Origin of the sequence: Pseudomonas sp. R2-37-08W (assembly GCF_003851705.1) — a bacterium.
Classification (GTDB): Bacteria; Pseudomonadota; Gammaproteobacteria; order Pseudomonadales; family Pseudomonadaceae; genus Aquipseudomonas.
On the sequence record NZ_CP027728.1, the window covers coordinates 3,394,626 to 3,411,307 of the forward strand.

Below are 16,682 nucleotides of genomic sequence, written 5' to 3' on the forward strand. Positions count from 1 at the left end.
CCCAAACACGCGCTCGGCTGGTATTGTGCCGCGCTTTGAAAGACCGCTACCGACTTGCGAGGAAATGGACGTTGAACACTGACGAAAAAATGACCGGGGACCTGTTCGAGGTTGATAAGCGCCTGTCACTCAAGCCCGTGGTGGACTTCAACGCCTACCTGCGCAGCGCTTTCGGCGACGGCCCGTGCACCTGCATCCGCTGCAGCGCCAGCGGCGGCGATGAGACCGGTTATGCGTTCCAGCACACCTTCAATTTCGACGGCAAGCCCACACACCGCCGTTTCGCCTCCACGGCGGGCAGTGATGTGGTGATGGTGCTGAAGAAAGCCTGGTTGTCCTACACCAAGGCGGAGTTGCCGCTCAGCGGCGTGCTGGTGCTGGAGACGGTGAAGGAATTTGTCGAGCCGCAGTTGCACAAGCGCGTGGCGCCACTGCTATTGGCCAGCGGGTTGGTGAAGGATGTCGCAGACCAATTGCACATTCAGCCACAAGCATTGACTTGAACGCACTTCAAATGTGAGAGGGAGTAAGCCCTAATGCCAATCAGTTAAGCGAACGGGGTTCCCTGTAGGAGCGAGCTTGCTCGCGAAAAACGTCAACGATAACGCGTGCTTTCTGAATGAACGCGGTGCCTGTGAGTTTTTCGCGAGCAAGCTCGCTCCTACAAAAAGCCTTAACTGACTGGCATTAGGGCAAGCCCCCTCCCACATTGGTTTTGTATTAGCAAATTAAAAACCGGGAACGCCTTGCATGCGGATCTCGGGAGACAGTTCTTCCAGCGGCTCGGTCAACGGCCGATCACTGATCCCCGGCAGCAGGATCACCTTTCGGCACTCTTCCTCGGCTTTATCAAACAGTTCATAGCCCCGCGCGGCCTGTTCCAGAGACAGTCGATGGGTAACGATTGCCTCGGGATTCAAGTGTCCGAGTTCAATATGCTCCAGCAGCTCCGGCAGGAAGCGCTGCACGTGGGTCTGGCCCATCTTGAAGGTCAGGCCCTTGTCGAACGCGTCGCCAAACATGAAGCCGTGGATAAAGCCGGCATACACCCCGGCCACGCTGACCACACCGCCCCGGCGCACGGCGGCGATGCACTGGCGCAGGGCCTTGCCGCTGCTGCCTTCGATCTTCAAGGTGGTGAGGATCGTTTCGGTGGTGCTGCCCTTGGCTTCGAAACCCACCGCATCCACTACGCCATCGACACCGCGCATGCCGGCGGTCTGGCGGATGATGGTGTCTGCGGGGTCGTCATCCTCTTCGAAGTTGATTGGAATCACGCCGTACATCTTTTGCGCGTAGGCCAATCGATAGGGATGGTCGTCGACCATGAAAATCTGTTCGGCGCCGAGCATCTGCGCGCACGCTGCGCTGAGCAAGCCCACCGGGCCAGCACCATAGATCGCCACGCTGGAGCCTTTGCCGATACCGGCGTTGGTCACCGCCTGCCAGGCGGTGGGCAGGATGTCGGAAAGGAACAACACCTTTTCATCCGCCAGCACACCTGGCACCTTGAACGGCCCGGCGTTGGCCTTGGGTACGCGCACCAGCTCGGCCTGGCCACCGGGAATGCCGCCATACAGGCGGCTATAGCCGAACAGCGCGGCCCCCGGCGGGATCGCCTTTTTATTCAGGATCGCACCGCGTCCGTCGTTGGTGGTTTCGCAGGCTGCGTATTGCTGCAGCTGGCAGAAAAAACAGTCGCCACAGGCAATCACGAAGGGGATCACCACGCGGTCGCCGCGCTGCACCGCCGTCACGGCCGGGCCGGTTTCCTCGACGATGCCCATGAACTCGTGCCCGAAGATATCGCCATGCTCCACGGTGGGGATTTTGCCTCGGTACAGGTGCAAATCCGAACCGCAGATCGCGGTGGCGGTGACGCGCAAAATGATGTCGTCGGGTTGTTCAATAATGGGGTCAGGTACCGTATCGACCTGGACTTTGTGGGCGCCTTGGTAGGTCATCGCGCGCATGCTCTGCACTCCTGTGGTTGGGCTTATTAGTTAAGGGCGCATGCAGTGCCCAGTGTTCCCTCAACCTGCTGCGGCAACCGATAAATGGTCGCCGCGGCTCTGGGCCAGGAGTCCATCCACCACGCGGCACAAGCCGCCCGACGCATCGGCACCCGCGCTGCGCGCCTGCGCGTACCAATGCAACTGCTCGGTTGCACTGTTACCACGCCGCAGCAACCTGTGCAGGCTGTCGAACAGCTGGCCTTCGCCCAGGGCGTCGGCCGTGTCGGCGAACCTCTGGCAAGCGCGTTGCAACCACTGGTGCGCGCTGCAAAGGGCGCCTGAGGCGTCCAGCGCAAAGGTCCCGGCTGCGCCAAAGCGCTTGGCTTGCCAGCGGTTTTCCTTGAGCAGCCAACGGGCTTCGGGGGTGAAGCCCGCACCGGGCTGCCGCATCGCGCAGGCATGGCTGACCATCACCCGAAATAACGTCGCCAGGGCCAGGCCATCTTCCAGCCGTGGGCATGCATCGGTCATGCGCAGTTCAAGGGTGGGATAGCGCGCCGCCGGGCGAATGCCCCACCAGCCGTTGCCATCGGCTTCGATCGCGCCCATGCGCTGCAACATTGCCAGGTAGCGCTGGTACTCGTCCCAGTCGGCAAAATGCTCCGGCACACCCATGCGCGGCCACTCATCGCAAGCGGCCTGGCGGTAGCTCATGAAGCCAGTGGGCGCACCGTTCCAGAAGGGTGAGGAGCAGCTGAACAACAGCAGTAACGGCAACCAGGGCGACACCTCGTTCATCACCGCGATGCGATCGACCCGTGCCGGTACCTCGACGTGCACGTGCAAGCCACACAACACACTGCGTCGCGCCACGTACTGCACGTCCTCGAATAACTGCCGGAAATGCCCGTGCTCGGTGGGCCGTTGCTCACGCCAATCGGCCAAGGGATGGCTGCCGGCGCACACCACGCCCAGGCCGAAGTCAGCCAAGGCCCGCGCCAGGTTGCGGCGTACCGTTGCCAGGTAGTGGGCCGCCTCTTCGCCGGAGTGAAACACCGGTGAGGCGGCCTCTATCTGGCCCTGGAACATTTCATGGGTAAAGCCCTCACCGATGGCTTCTCGGCAGGCCGCGATTACGGTTGCCGGGGGTGCGGCGAGCATCTGGCGCGTGTGCAGGTCAGTGATGAAATACTCCTCTTCGATACCGAAGGTGAGCATGAGCGTTCAGCGCAGGCGTGTGACGGTGAGTGCAACCACAGCGATCCGCTCGACGCGTTCATAACCGGGTTTATCGAGTTCTTCGCCGAAGACGTCGGGGTCCAGTTCACGGTAGGTCCAGCCATACGCATCGCTGGTCAGCAGCGGCTTGACCGCTTCCAGAAACGCATCGCCGCCCGCCACCATCGCCACGCCGGTATACAACACCAGGCTACCGCCAATGGCGAGGCGTGGGAGCGATTCGCTGACGATGCGCACCGACAGCTGTTCGCCCAACGCGCCACCACCGTGGCGATAGGCGCGCTGGCGGTCGTCATTCATGTACGGCGGGTTGGCGACGATCAGGTCGAATTCGCCGTCGACGCTGGTCAGCACATCACTCTGGTACACACTGACATTCGCCAGACCGGCCAGCTCGGCGTTCACTGCGGTCAGGCGCAAGGCACGGGGATTGATATCCACCGCCAGCACCTCGGCGTCGTGCCGCGCATGGGCGATGACCAGCGCACCGACACCCGCCCCGCAACCGATGTCCACCGCACGCTTGAGCGGTTCGAAACGCTGCTGCAGATGGGCCTCGATAACCTGCGCAAATCGATAGCTGTCGGGGCCGAAGAACACCGCATCCGCCTCGACGGTGGGATACGGCGAATGGGCAAATAACAGGTCATCCAGGCTCGACCAGCGCACGCTGCTGCGCCACAGCGCATCATGTTTTTCGATCACCTCGGCCTGCTGCAACTCGTCACGAAACGCCTCGGGCAACAGCTCGTTGTCAAACGGCATCGACCAGCCGAATACGTCACGCAGGTTCATCGCCAGGGGCGTGCCCAGGCGCCGGTACACGCGCTCGTGGGTCAGCGGCGTCGGCGTGATAAAACGGTAACCGCTCTCCTTCAAACCTCGGCCGAGGTTGAGCAGGGCGCGGTCAGCCAGTTGTTGTGCAGACATGGATGTTTCCTTAGCGCAGGCGTGCGCGCAGTTGGATAAAGCGGCGGGTGGCGTACAACCCTGCGGGACTGCAGTGGCGTCGCGCTGACATCCACGGGATCAGCGCGGTGAGCTGCTGGTCATCGGGCAAGTTCCATAACGAATCCACCAGGGCCTGGGTGTCAGGATCCGCAGGGCGATGCTGCTCGCGGGCGAAACGGCTGCCACGGCCCGGACGAACCGGCGGCACGCGCTGGCTGCTGATCCAGTCCCCGGCGATCCAGTCATGCAGCACCTGTTTTTCATACCCGCTGAACACGCCGAACATCGCCGCCCCTGCCCCCTCGATCAACTGCCAGAAACGGCTCTCGGCGGGGTCCTGGTTGCGCTTGATCCAGCCCTTGTCTTCCATCGCCCGGAGAAAGTCTCCGATCTGGCCGGGCTTGGCCAGCCATTGGTTGACGGTCTTGCCTTCGAAGCGGCAGTAGTCCGAATGCATGTGCTGGCCAAAGGTGCGCTTGCGTTCGAGCATGGCAATCACTTCTTCCTGCAGATCGAAATCTTCGATCACAGCCGTGGTGCCTGGGCCGAGATCGTTGAGGCGATACCCGGCCGCTACGCGACGGTAGAACGCCTCCCTGCCCTCGCCCAGCGGCAGCAGGTTCAACACCGATTGCGCGGCTTTGCTGGCGTGGCCGCTGCTGGCGTTGTCGATGGTCACGTGGAGGGTGAAGTAATAGGGGTCGATGCCCAGCTCACTGAGTTCGTATGACGTAATCAGCAGGTGCAGTGGCAACTGTTCGTAACCCAGGTTGTAACCGATGACTTCCGGCAGGAACTCGTCGGCGCACAGGCCCAGGGCCAGTTGCAGGGCGCCTTGCAGGTAGTGGCCATCTTCAAGCCCGGCCTCGCTGTCGGCATCGTGCTCACTGAGCAGCTTGCGATAGATCACCACGTGGTTTTGCGCGGCTTCGCCGTCGCCCAACTCTTCGAGGTAAGTGGTCAGCAGGCCGTCGAAACGCTGGTCCTGCCAATAGCGCAGCAGGCCGTAGAGCCAGGCGCCGTCGACCTGTTTGGTCGGAGCAACGCGCTGCAGCACATACAACGCGTGCGCCTTGTTCTGGAAATAGCGACGCGGCCGGCCCTGCTGGCGTTGCTCCAGGTACTCGGCATACGCCTGGGCCACGACGGCGCAACGCTGTTCGACCCAGGCCAGCAACTGCTCGGGCGCTTCAGGCAGGTCGCAGGCGGTGCTTTCCACGTGCGTCAGCTGATCCTGCAGGTAGTCACGCGCCAATGCCGCCGCGCCTGGAGCTTCGCCATACAGCTGTTGATACACCCGTTGATGCCGGCCAGGGGCCGAGTCGGTGAGAGAGGCCGGTTGGCCCGACAGCGCAGTGAGGAGTGTCATGGTGGCAGTTTCCGCAAAGTCCGTTACAACGGGCCACCCTGCAAGGCGGCCCCGCAAAAGCGCTTCAAAACACACGCTTATGGGATGCAGAGCATCGGAATGTGCGAAAAATTCAAATGAGGTTGTAAAAAGGGGGATAAGCGGTCGCGATTTCCTTCAAGCAGCAGGCGTTGGCAGCTAATCATGCTCAGCTTGTTGAATAATCGCCTCTACCCTTGCCATGACCTCATCATGCGCCACACCGGGGCCAGGATTGGTCAGGCTTTTTTCGACTTTTTTCCGAAACCAGAGATCATGGCTACTCGCCTGCTCTTCGGTTTCAAACTCCGAAACAATTGGGGAAGGTGGAACTGCCATCAGGTCACCTCCTGGATGAATGCTCAGCAGTTTAGCCGCAACCCTGGAAGCTGTCTTGAACCACCAGATGAAATGCAGCCAGCTCACCCGCAAGACGAAAAATGGCACACACGGCTCCGTTCTGCCCCACGTGATGTGGGAGGAGGCAAGCCCTAATGCCGGTCAGTTAAGAAGTAGCAGGAGCGAGAACTAACTTGTGGCGAGGGAGCTTGCTCCCGCTGGGGCGCGAAGCGGCCCCAAACAATGGGACTGCTGCGCAGTCCAGCGGGAGCAAGCTCCCTCGCCACAGGTTCGGTGTCGCCTTAACTGACTGGCATTAGGGCAAGCCCCCTCCCACATTTGGTACTCAGCGCATCCAGGGTTTTCGAAGCCCTGTTACTTACGCGCCGCCTCCCACTGCTTGAGCAGGTCGTTGTAGTTCACGGTCTCGCCTTTAGGCTTCTCGTTCGCCAGTTTCGGCTTCGGCGCGCCAGGCTGGTCGAACCAGTATTGCGCGTCACGCTCGGGGTTCATTTTCGGGCCGCACACCGGTTGCACCTTGGAGCGCTCCAGGCGCGTCATGATCGCGTCCTGTTCCTTGGCCAGGTTGTCCAGGGCCTGTTGCGGGGTTTTCTCGCCGCTGGCGGCGGCGGCGATGTTGCTCCACCACAGTTGCGCCAGGCGTGGGTAGTCCGGCACGTTGGTGCCGGTCGGCGACCACTCGGTGCGGGCCGGGCTGCGGTAGAACTCCACCAGGCCGCCGAGTTTGGGGGCCATGTCGGTCATGGCCTGGGAGTTGATATCGGACTCACGAATCGGCGTCAGGCCGACGATGGTTTTCTTCAGCGACACGGTTTTCGAGGTCACGAACTGCGCGTAGAGCCAGGCCGCGAGTTTCTGCTTCTCCGGCGTGGACTTGAGGAAGGTCCAGGATCCTACGTCCTGATAGCCCTTTTTCATGCCCTTTTCCCAGTAAGGTCCGACCGGTGACGGCGCCATGCGCCATTTAGGCGTACCGTCGGCATTCACCACCGGCAGGCCCGGCTTGACCATGTCGGCGGTAAACGCGGTGTACCAGAAGATCTGCTGGGCGATGTTGCCCTGGGACGGCACCGGGCCGGATTCGGAGAAGGTCATGCCCGCCGCTTCCGGTGGCGCGTAGGCCTTCATCCAGTCCACGTATTTCTGCGTGGCAAATACCGCGGCCGGGCCGTTGGTGTCGCCGCCACGGGTGACGCTGGAGCCCACCGGGTGGCAGTCCTCCACGCGAATGCCCCACTCGTCCACCGGCAAGCCGTTGGGCAAGCCCTTGTCGCCGCCACCGGCCATGGAGAACCAGGCATCGGTGAAGCGCCAGCCCAGGGATGGGTCTTTCTTGCCGTAGTCCATGTGCCCGTAAATGCGCTTGCCGTCGATTTCCTTGACGTCTTCGCTGAAGAATTTGGCGATGTCTTCATAGGCCGACCAGTTCACCGGCACGCCGAGGTCATAGCCGTACTTTTCCTTGAACTTGGCTTTCAGCTCCGGGCGCTCGAACCAGTCGGCGCGGAACCAATAAAGGTTGGCGAACTGCTGGTCGGGCAACTGGTAGATTTTGCCGTCCGGGGCGGTGGTGAAGGACAGGCCGATAAAGTCCTTGAGGTCCAGGGTTGGCGAGGTGAAGTCCTTGCCTTCGTTGGCCATCAGGTCGGTGATGGACTCGGTCTTGCCGTAGCGAAAGTGCGTACCGATCAGGTCCGAGTCGTTGACCCAGCCGTCATAGATATTCTTGTCGGACTGCATCTGGGTTTGCAGCTTTTCCACCACGTCGCCTTCCTGCAGCAAGTCGTGGGTCAGCTTGATCCCGGTGATTTCGCTGAAGGCCTTGGCCAGCACCTTGGATTCATACTCGTGGGTGGTGAGGGTTTCCGACACCACGTTGATCTTCATCCCACGGAACGGCTCCGAGGCCTTGATAAACCACTTCAATTCCTCCAATTGCTGTTCGGCCGTGAGGGTGGACGGTTTGAACTCGCTGCCGATCCATTTTTTCGCGGCATCTTCATACGCATCGGCCCAGGCCGCAGCGCTCAAACCACTGAGGGCCAGTACGGCGGCCAATGAAATGCTATGTCGCAGCTTATTGTTTTTATTCAACATAGAGACCTCCTGGTTAATTTCAGACGGGACTCGCAGACACCCCTCTCTTGTAGGAGCGAGCTTGCTCGCGAAAAACTCAAAGACTCTGCGGGCTACCGGGAACACCGCGTTATCGTTGACGATTTTCGCGAGCAAGCCCGCTCCTACAGGGTGTGCACACCTAGCCCCAGCGCATCACACTCAACAGCCACACCAGGGACAGCGCAGTCGCCACCCAGATGCTCCAGCCGGTGGCGCCGATTACCAGCAAATGCAGGTAGGCGCTGCCGAGAAGACCGATAAACAAGCGATCACCACGGGTGGTGCTGATCGGCAGAAAACCACGCCGAGGGATACTCGGCGCGCGCAACTCCCAGGTGGTCATGCCCGCCAGAATCAGCGCGATACCGCCAAAGAACAGTGCAGTCGGGGTGGTCCAGGCCATCCATTCCATCATCGATTCCTCTAGACCCGGCCCAGGGCAAAGCCCTTGGCCACGTGGTTACGAACAAACCAGATCACCAGCATGCCCGGCAGGATGGTCAACACCCCCGCCGCCGCCAGCACGCCCCAGTCGATACCCGAGGCCGACACCGTGCGGGTCATCACCGCTGCGATGGGCTTGGCATTGACCGAGGTCAAGGTGCGCGCCAGCAACAGTTCGACCCAGGAAAACATGAAGCAGAAAAACGCCGTAACGCCGATACCGGAGCCGATCAACGGGATAAAAATCTTCACGAAGAACTTGGGGAACGAGTAGCCGTCGATGTAGGCGGTTTCGTCGATTTCCTTGGGCACTCCGGACATGAAACCTTCCAGGATCCACACCGCCAGCGGCACGTTGAACAAACAATGCGCGAGTGCCACCGCGATATGCGTGTCAAACAGGCCGATGGACGAATACAGCTGGAAAAACGGCAGCAGAAACACCGCCGGTGGCGCCATGCGGTTGGTCAGCAGCCAGAAGAACAGGTGCTTGTCGCCCAGGAAACGGTAGCGCGAAAACGCGTAGGCCGCCGGCAATGCCACGCTCAGGGAGATCACCGTGTTCAAGCTCACGTAGTACAGCGAGTTGAGGTAGCCGGTGTACCAGCTGGGGTCGGTGAAGATCACCTTGTAGTTGGCCAGGGTGAAATCCTGCGGAAACAGGGTCAGTCCGCCGAGGATTTCGGTGTTGCTCTTGAACGACATGTTCAGCAGCCAGTAGATCGGCACCAGCAGGAACAGGATGTAGATCAAAAGCGGTATAAGCTTGCGCTTGCTCATGTTGGCGGCCTCAGCGGTTGGCGTCGGAGTGGGTCATGGCGGTGTAGAACAGCCAGGACACCAACAGGATGATCAGGAAGTACACCAGCGAAAACGCCGCCGCCGGGCCGAGATCGAATTGGCCTACGGCCATCTGGGTCAAGGTCTGACTCAGAAAGGTGGTGGCATTGCCCGGCCCGCCACCGGTGAGTACGAACGGCTCGGTGTAGATCATGAAACTGTCCATGAAGCGCAGCATCACCGCGATCAACAGCACGCTTTTCATCTTGGGCAACTGGATGTGTCGGAAAACCGCCCAGGCCGACGCCCGATCAATGCGCGCAGCCTGGTAGTACACGTCCGGGATCGCCCGCAGCCCCGAATAGCACAGCAACGCCACCAATGAAGTCCAGTGCCACACGTCCATCACCAGCACGGTGACCCAGGCATCCATGGTGTTCGCCGCATAGTTATAGCTGATACCCATGGCGTTGAGGCTGTAACCGAGCAGGCCGATATCGGCGCGACCGAAAATCTGCCAGATGGTGCCGACCACGTTCCACGGAATCAGCAAGGGAATCGCCAGCACGATCAACACCAGCGACGACCAGCGCCCCTTGGTCGGCATGGTCAGGGCGATGGCGATGCCCAGCGGGATTTCGATCAGCAGCACACAGGCCGAATAGATGAACTGGCGCAGCAGCGAGTCATGCAGGCGCGGGTCGAGCAGCACCTGTTTGTACCAGTCGGCGCCGACGAAATAGCGGCTGGACTGGTCGAAAATATCCTGCACCGAGTAGTTGACCACGGTCATCATCGGGATCACGGCACTGAACGCCACCAGCAGGAACACCGGCAACACCAGCCACCAGGCCTTGTTGTTCTGCACCTTGTTCATGGCAGCTCCTCCAGCAGGTAATCGTCGGCATAGAGCATCAGCCATTGCGCCGGGAAGCTGATGCAGGCGCGGCCTTCGGGCACCGCTTTGTCTTCGGCCAGGCGCACTTTGAGGGTGGCGCCGTCGAGGTTGAGGGTCATGATTTTGTAGGTACCAAGGTCTTCCAGGTGTGTGACTTCGGCCTGCAAGGCGTCAGGGTTATGTTCGTCCCACACATGGATGAATTCCGGGCGAATACCCACTTGGAGCTTTTTGTAGTCGGTGGCAGCGAGGCGCTGCTGCAACGCTTCGGACAACGGCAACGACGTGTTGGCAAACCGCACTCCGCCGGCCTCGGCCTGCACCTTGATCAGATTCATCCCAGGGCTGCCGATGAAATAACCGACAAAGGTGTGGCTTGGCCGCTCGAACAACTCGCGCGGCGTGCCGAACTGCACGATCTGGCCGCCGTACATCACGGCTATCTTATCGGCGAAGGTGGATGCCTCGAGCTGGTCGTGGGTGACGTAGACCATGGTGATGTTGAACTGCTCGTGAATCTGCTTGAGCTTGCGCCGCAGTTTCCACTTCAGGTGCGGGTCGATCACCGTCAGCGGTTCATCGAACAGGATCGCCGACACGTCGTCGCGCACCAGGCCACGGCCCATGGAGACTTTCTGTTTTTCGTCGGCGGTGAGGTTGCGGGCTTTTTTGCTCAGCAGGTTTTGCAGGTCGAGGACCTCGGCAATTTCCTGCACCTTGCTGTGAATTTTCGCCTCGGCCATGCCTTGGTTGCGCAAGGGAAACGCCAGGTTATCGAACACTGTCATGGTGTCGTACACCACCGGGAACTGAAACACCTGGGCGATATTGCGCTTTTCCGGGGTGAGGTCGTTGACCACTTGGGTGTCGAACAACACCTGGCCCTCGGACGGGCTGAGCAGGCCGGAAATGATGTTGAGCAAGGTCGACTTGCCGCAGCCCGACGGCCCGAGCAAGGCGTAGGCTCCGCCCTGCTCCCACACATGGTTCATTTCCCGGATGGCGTAATCCTCAGGGCCGCTCGGGGTCGCGCTATAGCTGTGCGCCAGGTTCTGCAAATGGATCTCGGCCATCAGGCAACCCTCGCGACACGGCGCCCGGGGGCCTGGACCAAACGTCCCTGGCCATCGAACACAAACAGTTTATGGGTGGGGATGTACACGCGGATCGGCGCATCGACGTCGTACTCGTGCACCCCCGGCAGGTGCAACACCAGCAGGAAGTGTTCGCTGCGCACATGCAGGAAGGTTTCCGAACCGCTGATCTCGGCGACTTCCACGGTCACCGCCAGCTCCAGGTCATCGTCGTTGCTCGGCACCAGGCTGATATGGCTGGGGCGCACGCCAAAGCGGAACTCACCTTCGCCGATGGGGCGCAGGTCGACATTGAGCGGGAAATGCACGAAGTTGGCGAAACTCACTTCGTTGCCACTGATGCGCCCCGGCATCAGGTTGATCGGCGGCTCGGAAAACAACTCGGCCGCCAATACGCTTTGTGGCTGGTGATAGACCTCGGCGGCCTTGCCGCTCTGGATCACCCGGCCTTCGTGCAGGATGGTGGTAGTACCGCCCAGCGCCAGCGCTTCGTTCGGCTCAGTGGTGGCGTAGATGGCGATGGTGTGGCGCGCCTTGAACAGTTCGCGCATTTCCTGGCGCAGTTCTTCGCGCAACTTGTAATCCAGGTTGACCAACGGTTCATCGAACAGGATCAGCTCGGCGTCCTTCACCAACGCCCGCGCCATGGCCGTACGCTGCTGCTGGCCACCGGACAGTTCCAGCGGGTGGCGCTGCAGGAATTTCTCGATGCGCAGCATCCGCGCCGTTTCCAGCACCTTGCTCTGGATCAGCTCGTTGGACACACCGGCCTGGCGCAAAGGCGAGGCGATGTTCTCGAACACGGTCATGGTCGGGTAGTTGATGAACTGCTGATACACCATCGACACGTTGCGCAGGCGCACCGGTTTTTGCGTGACATCCACACCGTTCATCAGGATGCGACCGCTGTCGGGCTTATCCAGGCCGGCCATCAGACGCATCAAACTGGTCTTGCCGGACAGGGTGCGACCGAGCAATACGTTGAAGGAGCCCGCCTCGAAGCGCAGGTTGACGTCGTCGATCCAGGTTTGACCTTCGACAACGCGGGAGACATGTTCCAGGGTCAATGACATGACACGACCTTTTTATTATTGGAATGAATCTGGCCAGTTATCAGAGCGAGTTTCGTGCCAGAAATGGCAGGTGGTTGATGCATAAGGAAATGGGTCAATCTGGATGTTCAGGAATGAACACCCTGGCTGAACAAATGAACACTGAGGGGGTTGACAATGAACAGTTCTGAACAACACTGATCAGACTGTGGGAGGGGGCTTGCTCCCGATAGCGGTATATCAGTAAAAGAAATGCTGACTGACACACCGCTATCGGGAGCAAGCCCCCTCCCACATGGGTCTGGTTACATCCGTTAGATTGTGCACACTCAATAACAATAAAAATGAAGGTCAATACATGGCCGAACCACTGACTCACGACACCATCATCCAGGACTCCTGGCGCCGTTGCCGCGCGTTCGGCCTGGATCACCAGAGCGTCCCCAGCTTCGACCAACTGCCCGCCGAGGGCATTCGGCAGTTGTTGGAAAGTCAGCATTCACTGGTGCAGACCACCCATCAGGAAGTGCTGCCCTACTACGAGAACATCCTGAGCAATTCCAACTGCCTGATCATGCTGGCCGACAACCAGGGCCAGGTCCTGACGTCGTGGGGCACCCAGCGCTTTATCGAGCCCGGGCTGGCCCGTGGTTTCAGCGCGGGCGCCAGCTGGATGGAACACGCCAGCGGCACCAACGCCATCGGCACCGCGTTGGCCTGTGCCCAGGCCGTGCATATCGAGCACGACGAACACTTCCTCAAGGCCAACCGCTTCATGACCGGTTCGGCGGCGCCGATTTTCGACGCGCAACGCGAGATCATCGCGGTGCTGGATGTCTCCAGCGACAGCTACCTGCCACCCTCCCACACCCTGGGCATGGTCAAGATGATGAGCCAGACCGTGGAAAACCGACTGATCCTCAACCTGTTTCGCGGCGAGCATTTCCAGCTGACGTTCAACACCGGCCTGAGCAACCTCGACAGCCAGTGGGCGGGCCTGCTGATCTTTGATGAAAGCGGCCAAGTGCTGTCGGCCAACCGGCGCGCGGACAACCTGCTGGGGATCAGCTTGTCGAGGGTGATGATCGACAGCTTGTTCAAGGTGTCGCTGCTGGAGTTGTTGAATCAGCCGGAGGGGCTGGCGTTTTCCCTGCAAGCAGCGGGACGCAATCGCTTCCAATGCCTGCTCAAGCGCCCCAGGCAGACGCCGGTACAGGCGCGGGTGTTCAATGAACCGGCGCCTGCGAAGCCGAGCGCCGTGAGCCTCACCACCCTGCATTTTGGCGACGCACGCGTGGAGAAAGCCGTGCGCCAGGCCGAGCGCCTGCTGGAGAAGGACATTCCGTTGTTGATCCACGGCGAGACCGGCGTGGGCAAAGAGGTATTCGTCAAAGCCTTGCACCAGGCCAGTTCCCGTAGCCGCCAGGCATTGATCGCGGTGAACTGTGCGGCGATTCCGGCTGAGCTGGTGGAATCGGAACTGTTCGGCTATGAAAAAGGCGCGTTCACCGGCGCCAATCAAAAGGGCAGCATCGGCCTGATCCGCAAGGCCGACAAGGGCACGCTGTTTCTCGATGAGATCGGCGATATGCCTCTTCCCACCCAGGCGCGGCTGTTGCGGGTACTGCAGGAGCGTTGCGTGCAACCGGTGGGCAGCAGTGAGGTGTTCCCGGTGGACTTGCGCATCATCTCGGCGACCAACCGCGCGCTACGGGAGCTGGTGCAAGCCGGGCGTTTTCGGGAGGATTTGTATTACCGCATTGGTGGCCTGACCCTGGAACTGCCGCCGTTGCGCGAGCGCAGCGACAAGCAGGCGTTGTTCCAGCAACTGTGGCAGCGACACCGCGACCCCACGCAGTGGGCCGGCCTGAGTGCCGAGGTGCTGAAGCTGTTCGAACAGCATCCATGGCCGGGCAATCTGCGCCAGGTCAGCAGTGTGCTGCAGGTGGCATTGGCGATGGCTGAGGAACAGCCGATCCGCCCGGAGCATCTGCCCGATGACTTTTTTGTGGATTTGCAGGGGCCGATACCGCAGCCCGCCAGCGAGCGACTGGATGACAGCATCGACCTGACGCAACGCTTGAAGGCGGCAGGCGGCAACATATCCCACCTCGCCCGCGAACTCGGAGTGAGCCGCAATACCCTGTACAAGCGCCTGCGCCAGAACGAAGGCTGAGCGGGCGCGTCAGTCAGCCAGATGCCGCTTCAGCGCCAACGCCACGACACGCCGGTGTAGAGGCCCCGGCCATCGGCCGGTGTGGAGCGCGCGACATCCAGGCCTTTGTCGTCATAGCCCGGGGTAACGGTGTTGGCATAACGCCGATTGGTAAGATTGCGCAGATCGACCCAGGCCTGCCAATCCTGCTTGGGCGCGTCAAAGCCAAACGTGGCGCCCAGGGTGGTGTAGGCCGCGGCGTAGTAAGAGTTGGCGTAGTCCACCGCCACCCGCGAGGCATGCTCGGTGTTGAGGCTGGTGTAGAAACCGCTCGGATGGCTGTAGCGCAACTGCGCCTGATAATAATGCTTGGGAATGCCGGGCAAGGTGTTGTCACCGAAACGCTCGTCATCGCGGTAGTGGAAATCGCTGAAGGTGTAGGCTTGGCGCAGCGCAAGCTGGCCGTTGCGATCGCCCTCCCACAGCGGGCTGAGCAGGCTCAGTTCCACGCCCTGATGCACGGTGGGGCTGGCGTTGGCTTCGGCGACGATGGCATTGCTGGTTGCGGTCTGGGCCTGGGTTTCCACGGTCAACAGCTCGTGGCGAACTTCCGAGCGGTAGAGCGCCAGGTCCCACTGACCAAGCCAGGCCTCGCCGCGGCCACCGACTTCCAGTGTCGTCGCCGTCTGGTTGCGCAACTTCACGCCTTCGCGCTGCAAGCCGGTGGCCGCGCCACTGCCGGTACCGAAATACTTGTTGGAACCCCAGATCATCGACCAGGCGTGCGGCGGCTCTACCGAGCGGCTCAGGTTGGTGTACACCTGCAATTGCGGGGTGAAGTCATAGCGCAGGCCAATGCGTGGCGCGTAGTCCCAATCGTGCTGGCTGGTCGGGGCTTGACCGTCTGGATAGGTGACCTGGGTTTCGCGGCGGGTATAGATCGCGGCCAGGCCGCTGGTCAGCCATAGGTCAGGCACCAGCTCCAGTTCGTTGCCGATATGCAGCACGGTGTCGGAACCCAGGTAGGTGTAGTCACGGGTCTTGGTGCCCGGAGCGTAGCCGGCCGTGTTGCCCGCCGGGATACGCACATACTCCGAGGCGCCGTTGTTCGGCATCGCCTGGGTGGTGCGCAGGTCGAGCGTGGTGTGGCTGTCGTGGCCGAACAGGCTGTCCTGGCGAATGTAATTGAGGGTGCCGCTGATGTCGGTGTAGGCGACTTTCAGGCGGTTGGTGCCTTCGCGCAGGTCCATCGGGTAGTCGTGATAAGCCAGCCCGACTTCGACGCGCGAAGAGTCATCCAATTGCAAGGTGGTCTTGTTCGCAATCCAGGTGGAACCCGGTTGCAAGCGCTTGGAATCGCGGGCGGCGTTGAGGCTGTTGGCGGCACGCGGGTCATGGCTGATCTGGTAACGCGTGAGCTTGCCCGGCGTGTCGTTGGTGGTTTCGCGGTAGCGAAAATAGAAGCGCGTTTCCAGGTCCGGGTTGAAGCGATAGCCAAAGTTGGCCGCGACGCCCTTGCCGGTGCCAGCGCTCTGGTGCTGGTAACCGTCGGACTCCGAATCGGTGAGGCTGATGTAGTAATCGGCATCCCCGAGCACCTGGCCGGAACTGATCTCGCGCTGGGCGTAACCACGGCTGCCCGCTTCATAGCGCAGTTGCAGTTTGGGCGCGTCAAGACCGGTGCGGCTGACATAGTTGACCGCGCCGCCCAGGGCCAACGCGCCCCGGTCGAAGCCATTGGCGCCGCGCAGCACTTCTACCCGGCTTTGCCAAAGCGGGTCCTTGAGCTCATAGGGCGTACCGCCGGGGCCGGTGAGCGGCAGGCCGTCGAACATTTCGTACAGCCCGGAAGCATGGGCACCGGGGCTGCGGTTCAGGCCCGAACCGCGAATGGACAGCTTGACCCCTTCATTGTTCGCCGCCTTGGCGTACACCCCGGCCTGGTACTTGAAAACATCCTCATTGGAGCTCACCCGGCCCTGTTGCACGCTGTCCATGTCGATAAAGTTTGTGCCGCCGGGCACGCTTTTGAGCTGTGCCTGGGCGATTTCTCCAGCGCTGGCTTCAGACGCAGTGACTTCGACCGGCGCCAATTGCAGGTCTTCGGCCTGTACCTGCGAACTGAGGGTCAGGGCGGCGAACAGTAGCGCAGGTTGTCGCAACAGCATGGGCAGGTCCTTGGAATACGGGGGCGTGGACGGCAGCGCCGGCACGCGAACAGTCATGGGAAGACGCCCACACCCGTCAGG

Annotated in this window: 14 protein-coding genes and 1 pseudogene; 3 read left to right on the forward strand and 12 right to left on the reverse strand. The window is 61.1% G+C overall.

The features are described from left to right. Positions 1 to 71 precede the first annotated feature (71 nt). On the forward strand, positions 72 to 503 hold the full coding sequence (locus tag C4J93_RS15605; RefSeq protein ID WP_124429849.1) for a hypothetical protein: 432 nt from the start codon (positions 72 to 74) through the stop codon (positions 501 to 503). Between the two features lie 225 nt (positions 504 to 728). On the opposite strand, the gene C4J93_RS15610 is transcribed toward C4J93_RS15605, so the two are convergent. From C4J93_RS15610 to C4J93_RS15630, 5 genes are all read right to left on the reverse strand, one after another. Continuing rightward, complete coding sequence (locus C4J93_RS15610) at positions 729 to 1,973, reverse strand: zinc-dependent alcohol dehydrogenase (protein WP_124429850.1); 1,245 nt, start codon at positions 1,971 to 1,973, stop codon at positions 729 to 731. Between the two features lie 60 nt (positions 1,974 to 2,033). Beyond that, a complete protein-coding gene (locus tag C4J93_RS15615; protein WP_124429851.1) occupies positions 2,034 to 3,173 on the reverse strand; it encodes a carboxylate-amine ligase in 1,140 nt (379 codons plus the stop codon). 6 nt (positions 3,174 to 3,179) lie between these two features. Then, positions 3,180 to 4,124 (reverse strand): class I SAM-dependent methyltransferase, encoded by a 945-nt coding sequence (locus C4J93_RS15620; protein ID WP_124429852.1) that lies wholly within the window; start codon positions 4,122 to 4,124, stop codon positions 3,180 to 3,182. 10 nt (positions 4,125 to 4,134) lie between these two features. Beyond that, positions 4,135 to 5,514, reverse strand: coding sequence for an iron-containing redox enzyme family protein (locus C4J93_RS15625; protein ID WP_124429853.1), 1,380 nt, complete (start codon positions 5,512 to 5,514; stop codon positions 4,135 to 4,137). 177 nt (positions 5,515 to 5,691) lie between these two features. After that, on the reverse strand, positions 5,692 to 5,871 hold the full coding sequence (locus tag C4J93_RS15630; RefSeq protein ID WP_124430887.1) for a stability determinant: 180 nt from the start codon (positions 5,869 to 5,871) through the stop codon (positions 5,692 to 5,694). A 194-nt stretch (positions 5,872 to 6,065) separates the two neighbouring features. Between C4J93_RS15630 and C4J93_RS27755 the strand changes: the two are divergent. Further along, positions 6,066 to 6,161, forward strand: a pseudogene (locus tag C4J93_RS27755) (N-acetyltransferase); the annotation flags it as partial. An 85-nt stretch (positions 6,162 to 6,246) separates the two neighbouring features. Here C4J93_RS27755 and C4J93_RS15635 read toward each other — a convergent pair. The 6 genes from C4J93_RS15635 to C4J93_RS15660 all read right to left on the reverse strand — a co-directional run bounded on the left by C4J93_RS15635 (position 6,247) and on the right by C4J93_RS15660 (position 12,299). Further along, positions 6,247 to 7,989 (reverse strand): ABC transporter substrate-binding protein, encoded by a 1,743-nt coding sequence (locus C4J93_RS15635; protein WP_124429854.1) that lies wholly within the window; start codon positions 7,987 to 7,989, stop codon positions 6,247 to 6,249. Positions 7,990 to 8,149: 160 nt separating this feature from the next. Further along, positions 8,150 to 8,422, reverse strand: coding sequence for a DUF2160 domain-containing protein (locus tag C4J93_RS15640; RefSeq protein WP_124363237.1), 273 nt, complete (start codon positions 8,420 to 8,422; stop codon positions 8,150 to 8,152). A gap of 11 nt (positions 8,423 to 8,433) precedes the next feature. Next, positions 8,434 to 9,234 carry a carbohydrate ABC transporter permease gene (locus tag C4J93_RS15645; protein ID WP_003232361.1) on the reverse strand — a complete coding sequence of 267 codons (801 nt, stop codon included), beginning with the start codon at positions 9,232 to 9,234 and terminating at the stop codon, positions 8,434 to 8,436. Positions 9,235 to 9,244: 10 nt separating this feature from the next. Next, the gene (locus C4J93_RS15650) at positions 9,245 to 10,111 is read right to left on the reverse strand and encodes a carbohydrate ABC transporter permease (protein ID WP_124363238.1); all 867 of its coding nucleotides are present in this window, start codon (positions 10,109 to 10,111) and stop codon (positions 9,245 to 9,247) included. Further along, a complete protein-coding gene (locus C4J93_RS15655; protein WP_124429855.1) occupies positions 10,108 to 11,205 on the reverse strand; it encodes an ABC transporter ATP-binding protein in 1,098 nt (365 codons plus the stop codon). The genes C4J93_RS15650 and C4J93_RS15655 overlap by 4 nt, the downstream gene beginning before the upstream one ends. Further along, the gene (locus tag C4J93_RS15660) at positions 11,205 to 12,299 is read right to left on the reverse strand and encodes an ABC transporter ATP-binding protein (protein WP_124404513.1); all 1,095 of its coding nucleotides are present in this window, start codon (positions 12,297 to 12,299) and stop codon (positions 11,205 to 11,207) included. Before C4J93_RS15660 ends, C4J93_RS15655 begins: the two co-directional genes overlap by 1 nt. A gap of 337 nt (positions 12,300 to 12,636) precedes the next feature. On the opposite strand from C4J93_RS15660, the gene C4J93_RS15665 reads away from it, so the two are divergent. Continuing rightward, a complete protein-coding gene (locus C4J93_RS15665; RefSeq protein ID WP_124429856.1) occupies positions 12,637 to 14,454 on the forward strand; it encodes a sigma-54-dependent Fis family transcriptional regulator in 1,818 nt (605 codons plus the stop codon). Positions 14,455 to 14,483: 29 nt separating this feature from the next. On the opposite strand, the gene C4J93_RS15670 is transcribed toward C4J93_RS15665, so the two are convergent. After that, positions 14,484 to 16,601: a TonB-dependent receptor domain-containing protein gene (locus C4J93_RS15670; RefSeq protein WP_124430888.1), complete on the reverse strand. Its 2,118-nt coding sequence runs from the start codon at positions 16,599 to 16,601 to the stop codon at positions 14,484 to 14,486. Positions 16,602 to 16,682: the final 81 nt, after the last annotated feature.

What these genes read in the sequence shown, in the direction of transcription:
- C4J93_RS15610 (WP_124429850.1), bottom strand. Translation starts at nt 1,973, where the DNA reads ATGCGCGCGATGACCTACCAAGGCGCCCACAAAGTCCAGGTCGATACG.
- C4J93_RS15615 (WP_124429851.1), bottom strand. Translation starts at nt 3,173, where the DNA reads ATGCTCACCTTCGGTATCGAAGAGGAGTATTTCATCACTGACCTGCAC.
- C4J93_RS15620 (WP_124429852.1), bottom strand. Translation starts at nt 4,124, where the DNA reads ATGTCTGCACAACAACTGGCTGACCGCGCCCTGCTCAACCTCGGCCGA.
- C4J93_RS15625 (WP_124429853.1), bottom strand. Translation starts at nt 5,514, where the DNA reads ATGACACTCCTCACTGCGCTGTCGGGCCAACCGGCCTCTCTCACCGAC.
- C4J93_RS15630 (WP_124430887.1), bottom strand. Translation starts at nt 5,871, where the DNA reads ATGGCAGTTCCACCTTCCCCAATTGTTTCGGAGTTTGAAACCGAAGAG.
- C4J93_RS15635 (WP_124429854.1), bottom strand. Translation starts at nt 7,989, where the DNA reads ATGTTGAATAAAAACAATAAGCTGCGACATAGCATTTCATTGGCCGCC.
- C4J93_RS15640 (WP_124363237.1), bottom strand. Translation starts at nt 8,422, where the DNA reads ATGGAATGGATGGCCTGGACCACCCCGACTGCACTGTTCTTTGGCGGT.
- C4J93_RS15645 (WP_003232361.1), bottom strand. Translation starts at nt 9,234, where the DNA reads ATGAGCAAGCGCAAGCTTATACCGCTTTTGATCTACATCCTGTTCCTG.
- C4J93_RS15650 (WP_124363238.1), bottom strand. Translation starts at nt 10,111, where the DNA reads ATGAACAAGGTGCAGAACAACAAGGCCTGGTGGCTGGTGTTGCCGGTG.
- C4J93_RS15655 (WP_124429855.1), bottom strand. Translation starts at nt 11,205, where the DNA reads ATGGCCGAGATCCATTTGCAGAACCTGGCGCACAGCTATAGCGCGACC.
- C4J93_RS15660 (WP_124404513.1), bottom strand. Translation starts at nt 12,299, where the DNA reads ATGTCATTGACCCTGGAACATGTCTCCCGCGTTGTCGAAGGTCAAACC.
- C4J93_RS15665 (WP_124429856.1), top strand. Translation starts at nt 12,637, where the DNA reads ATGGCCGAACCACTGACTCACGACACCATCATCCAGGACTCCTGGCGC.
- C4J93_RS15670 (WP_124430888.1), bottom strand. Translation starts at nt 16,601, where the DNA reads ATGCTGTTGCGACAACCTGCGCTACTGTTCGCCGCCCTGACCCTCAGT.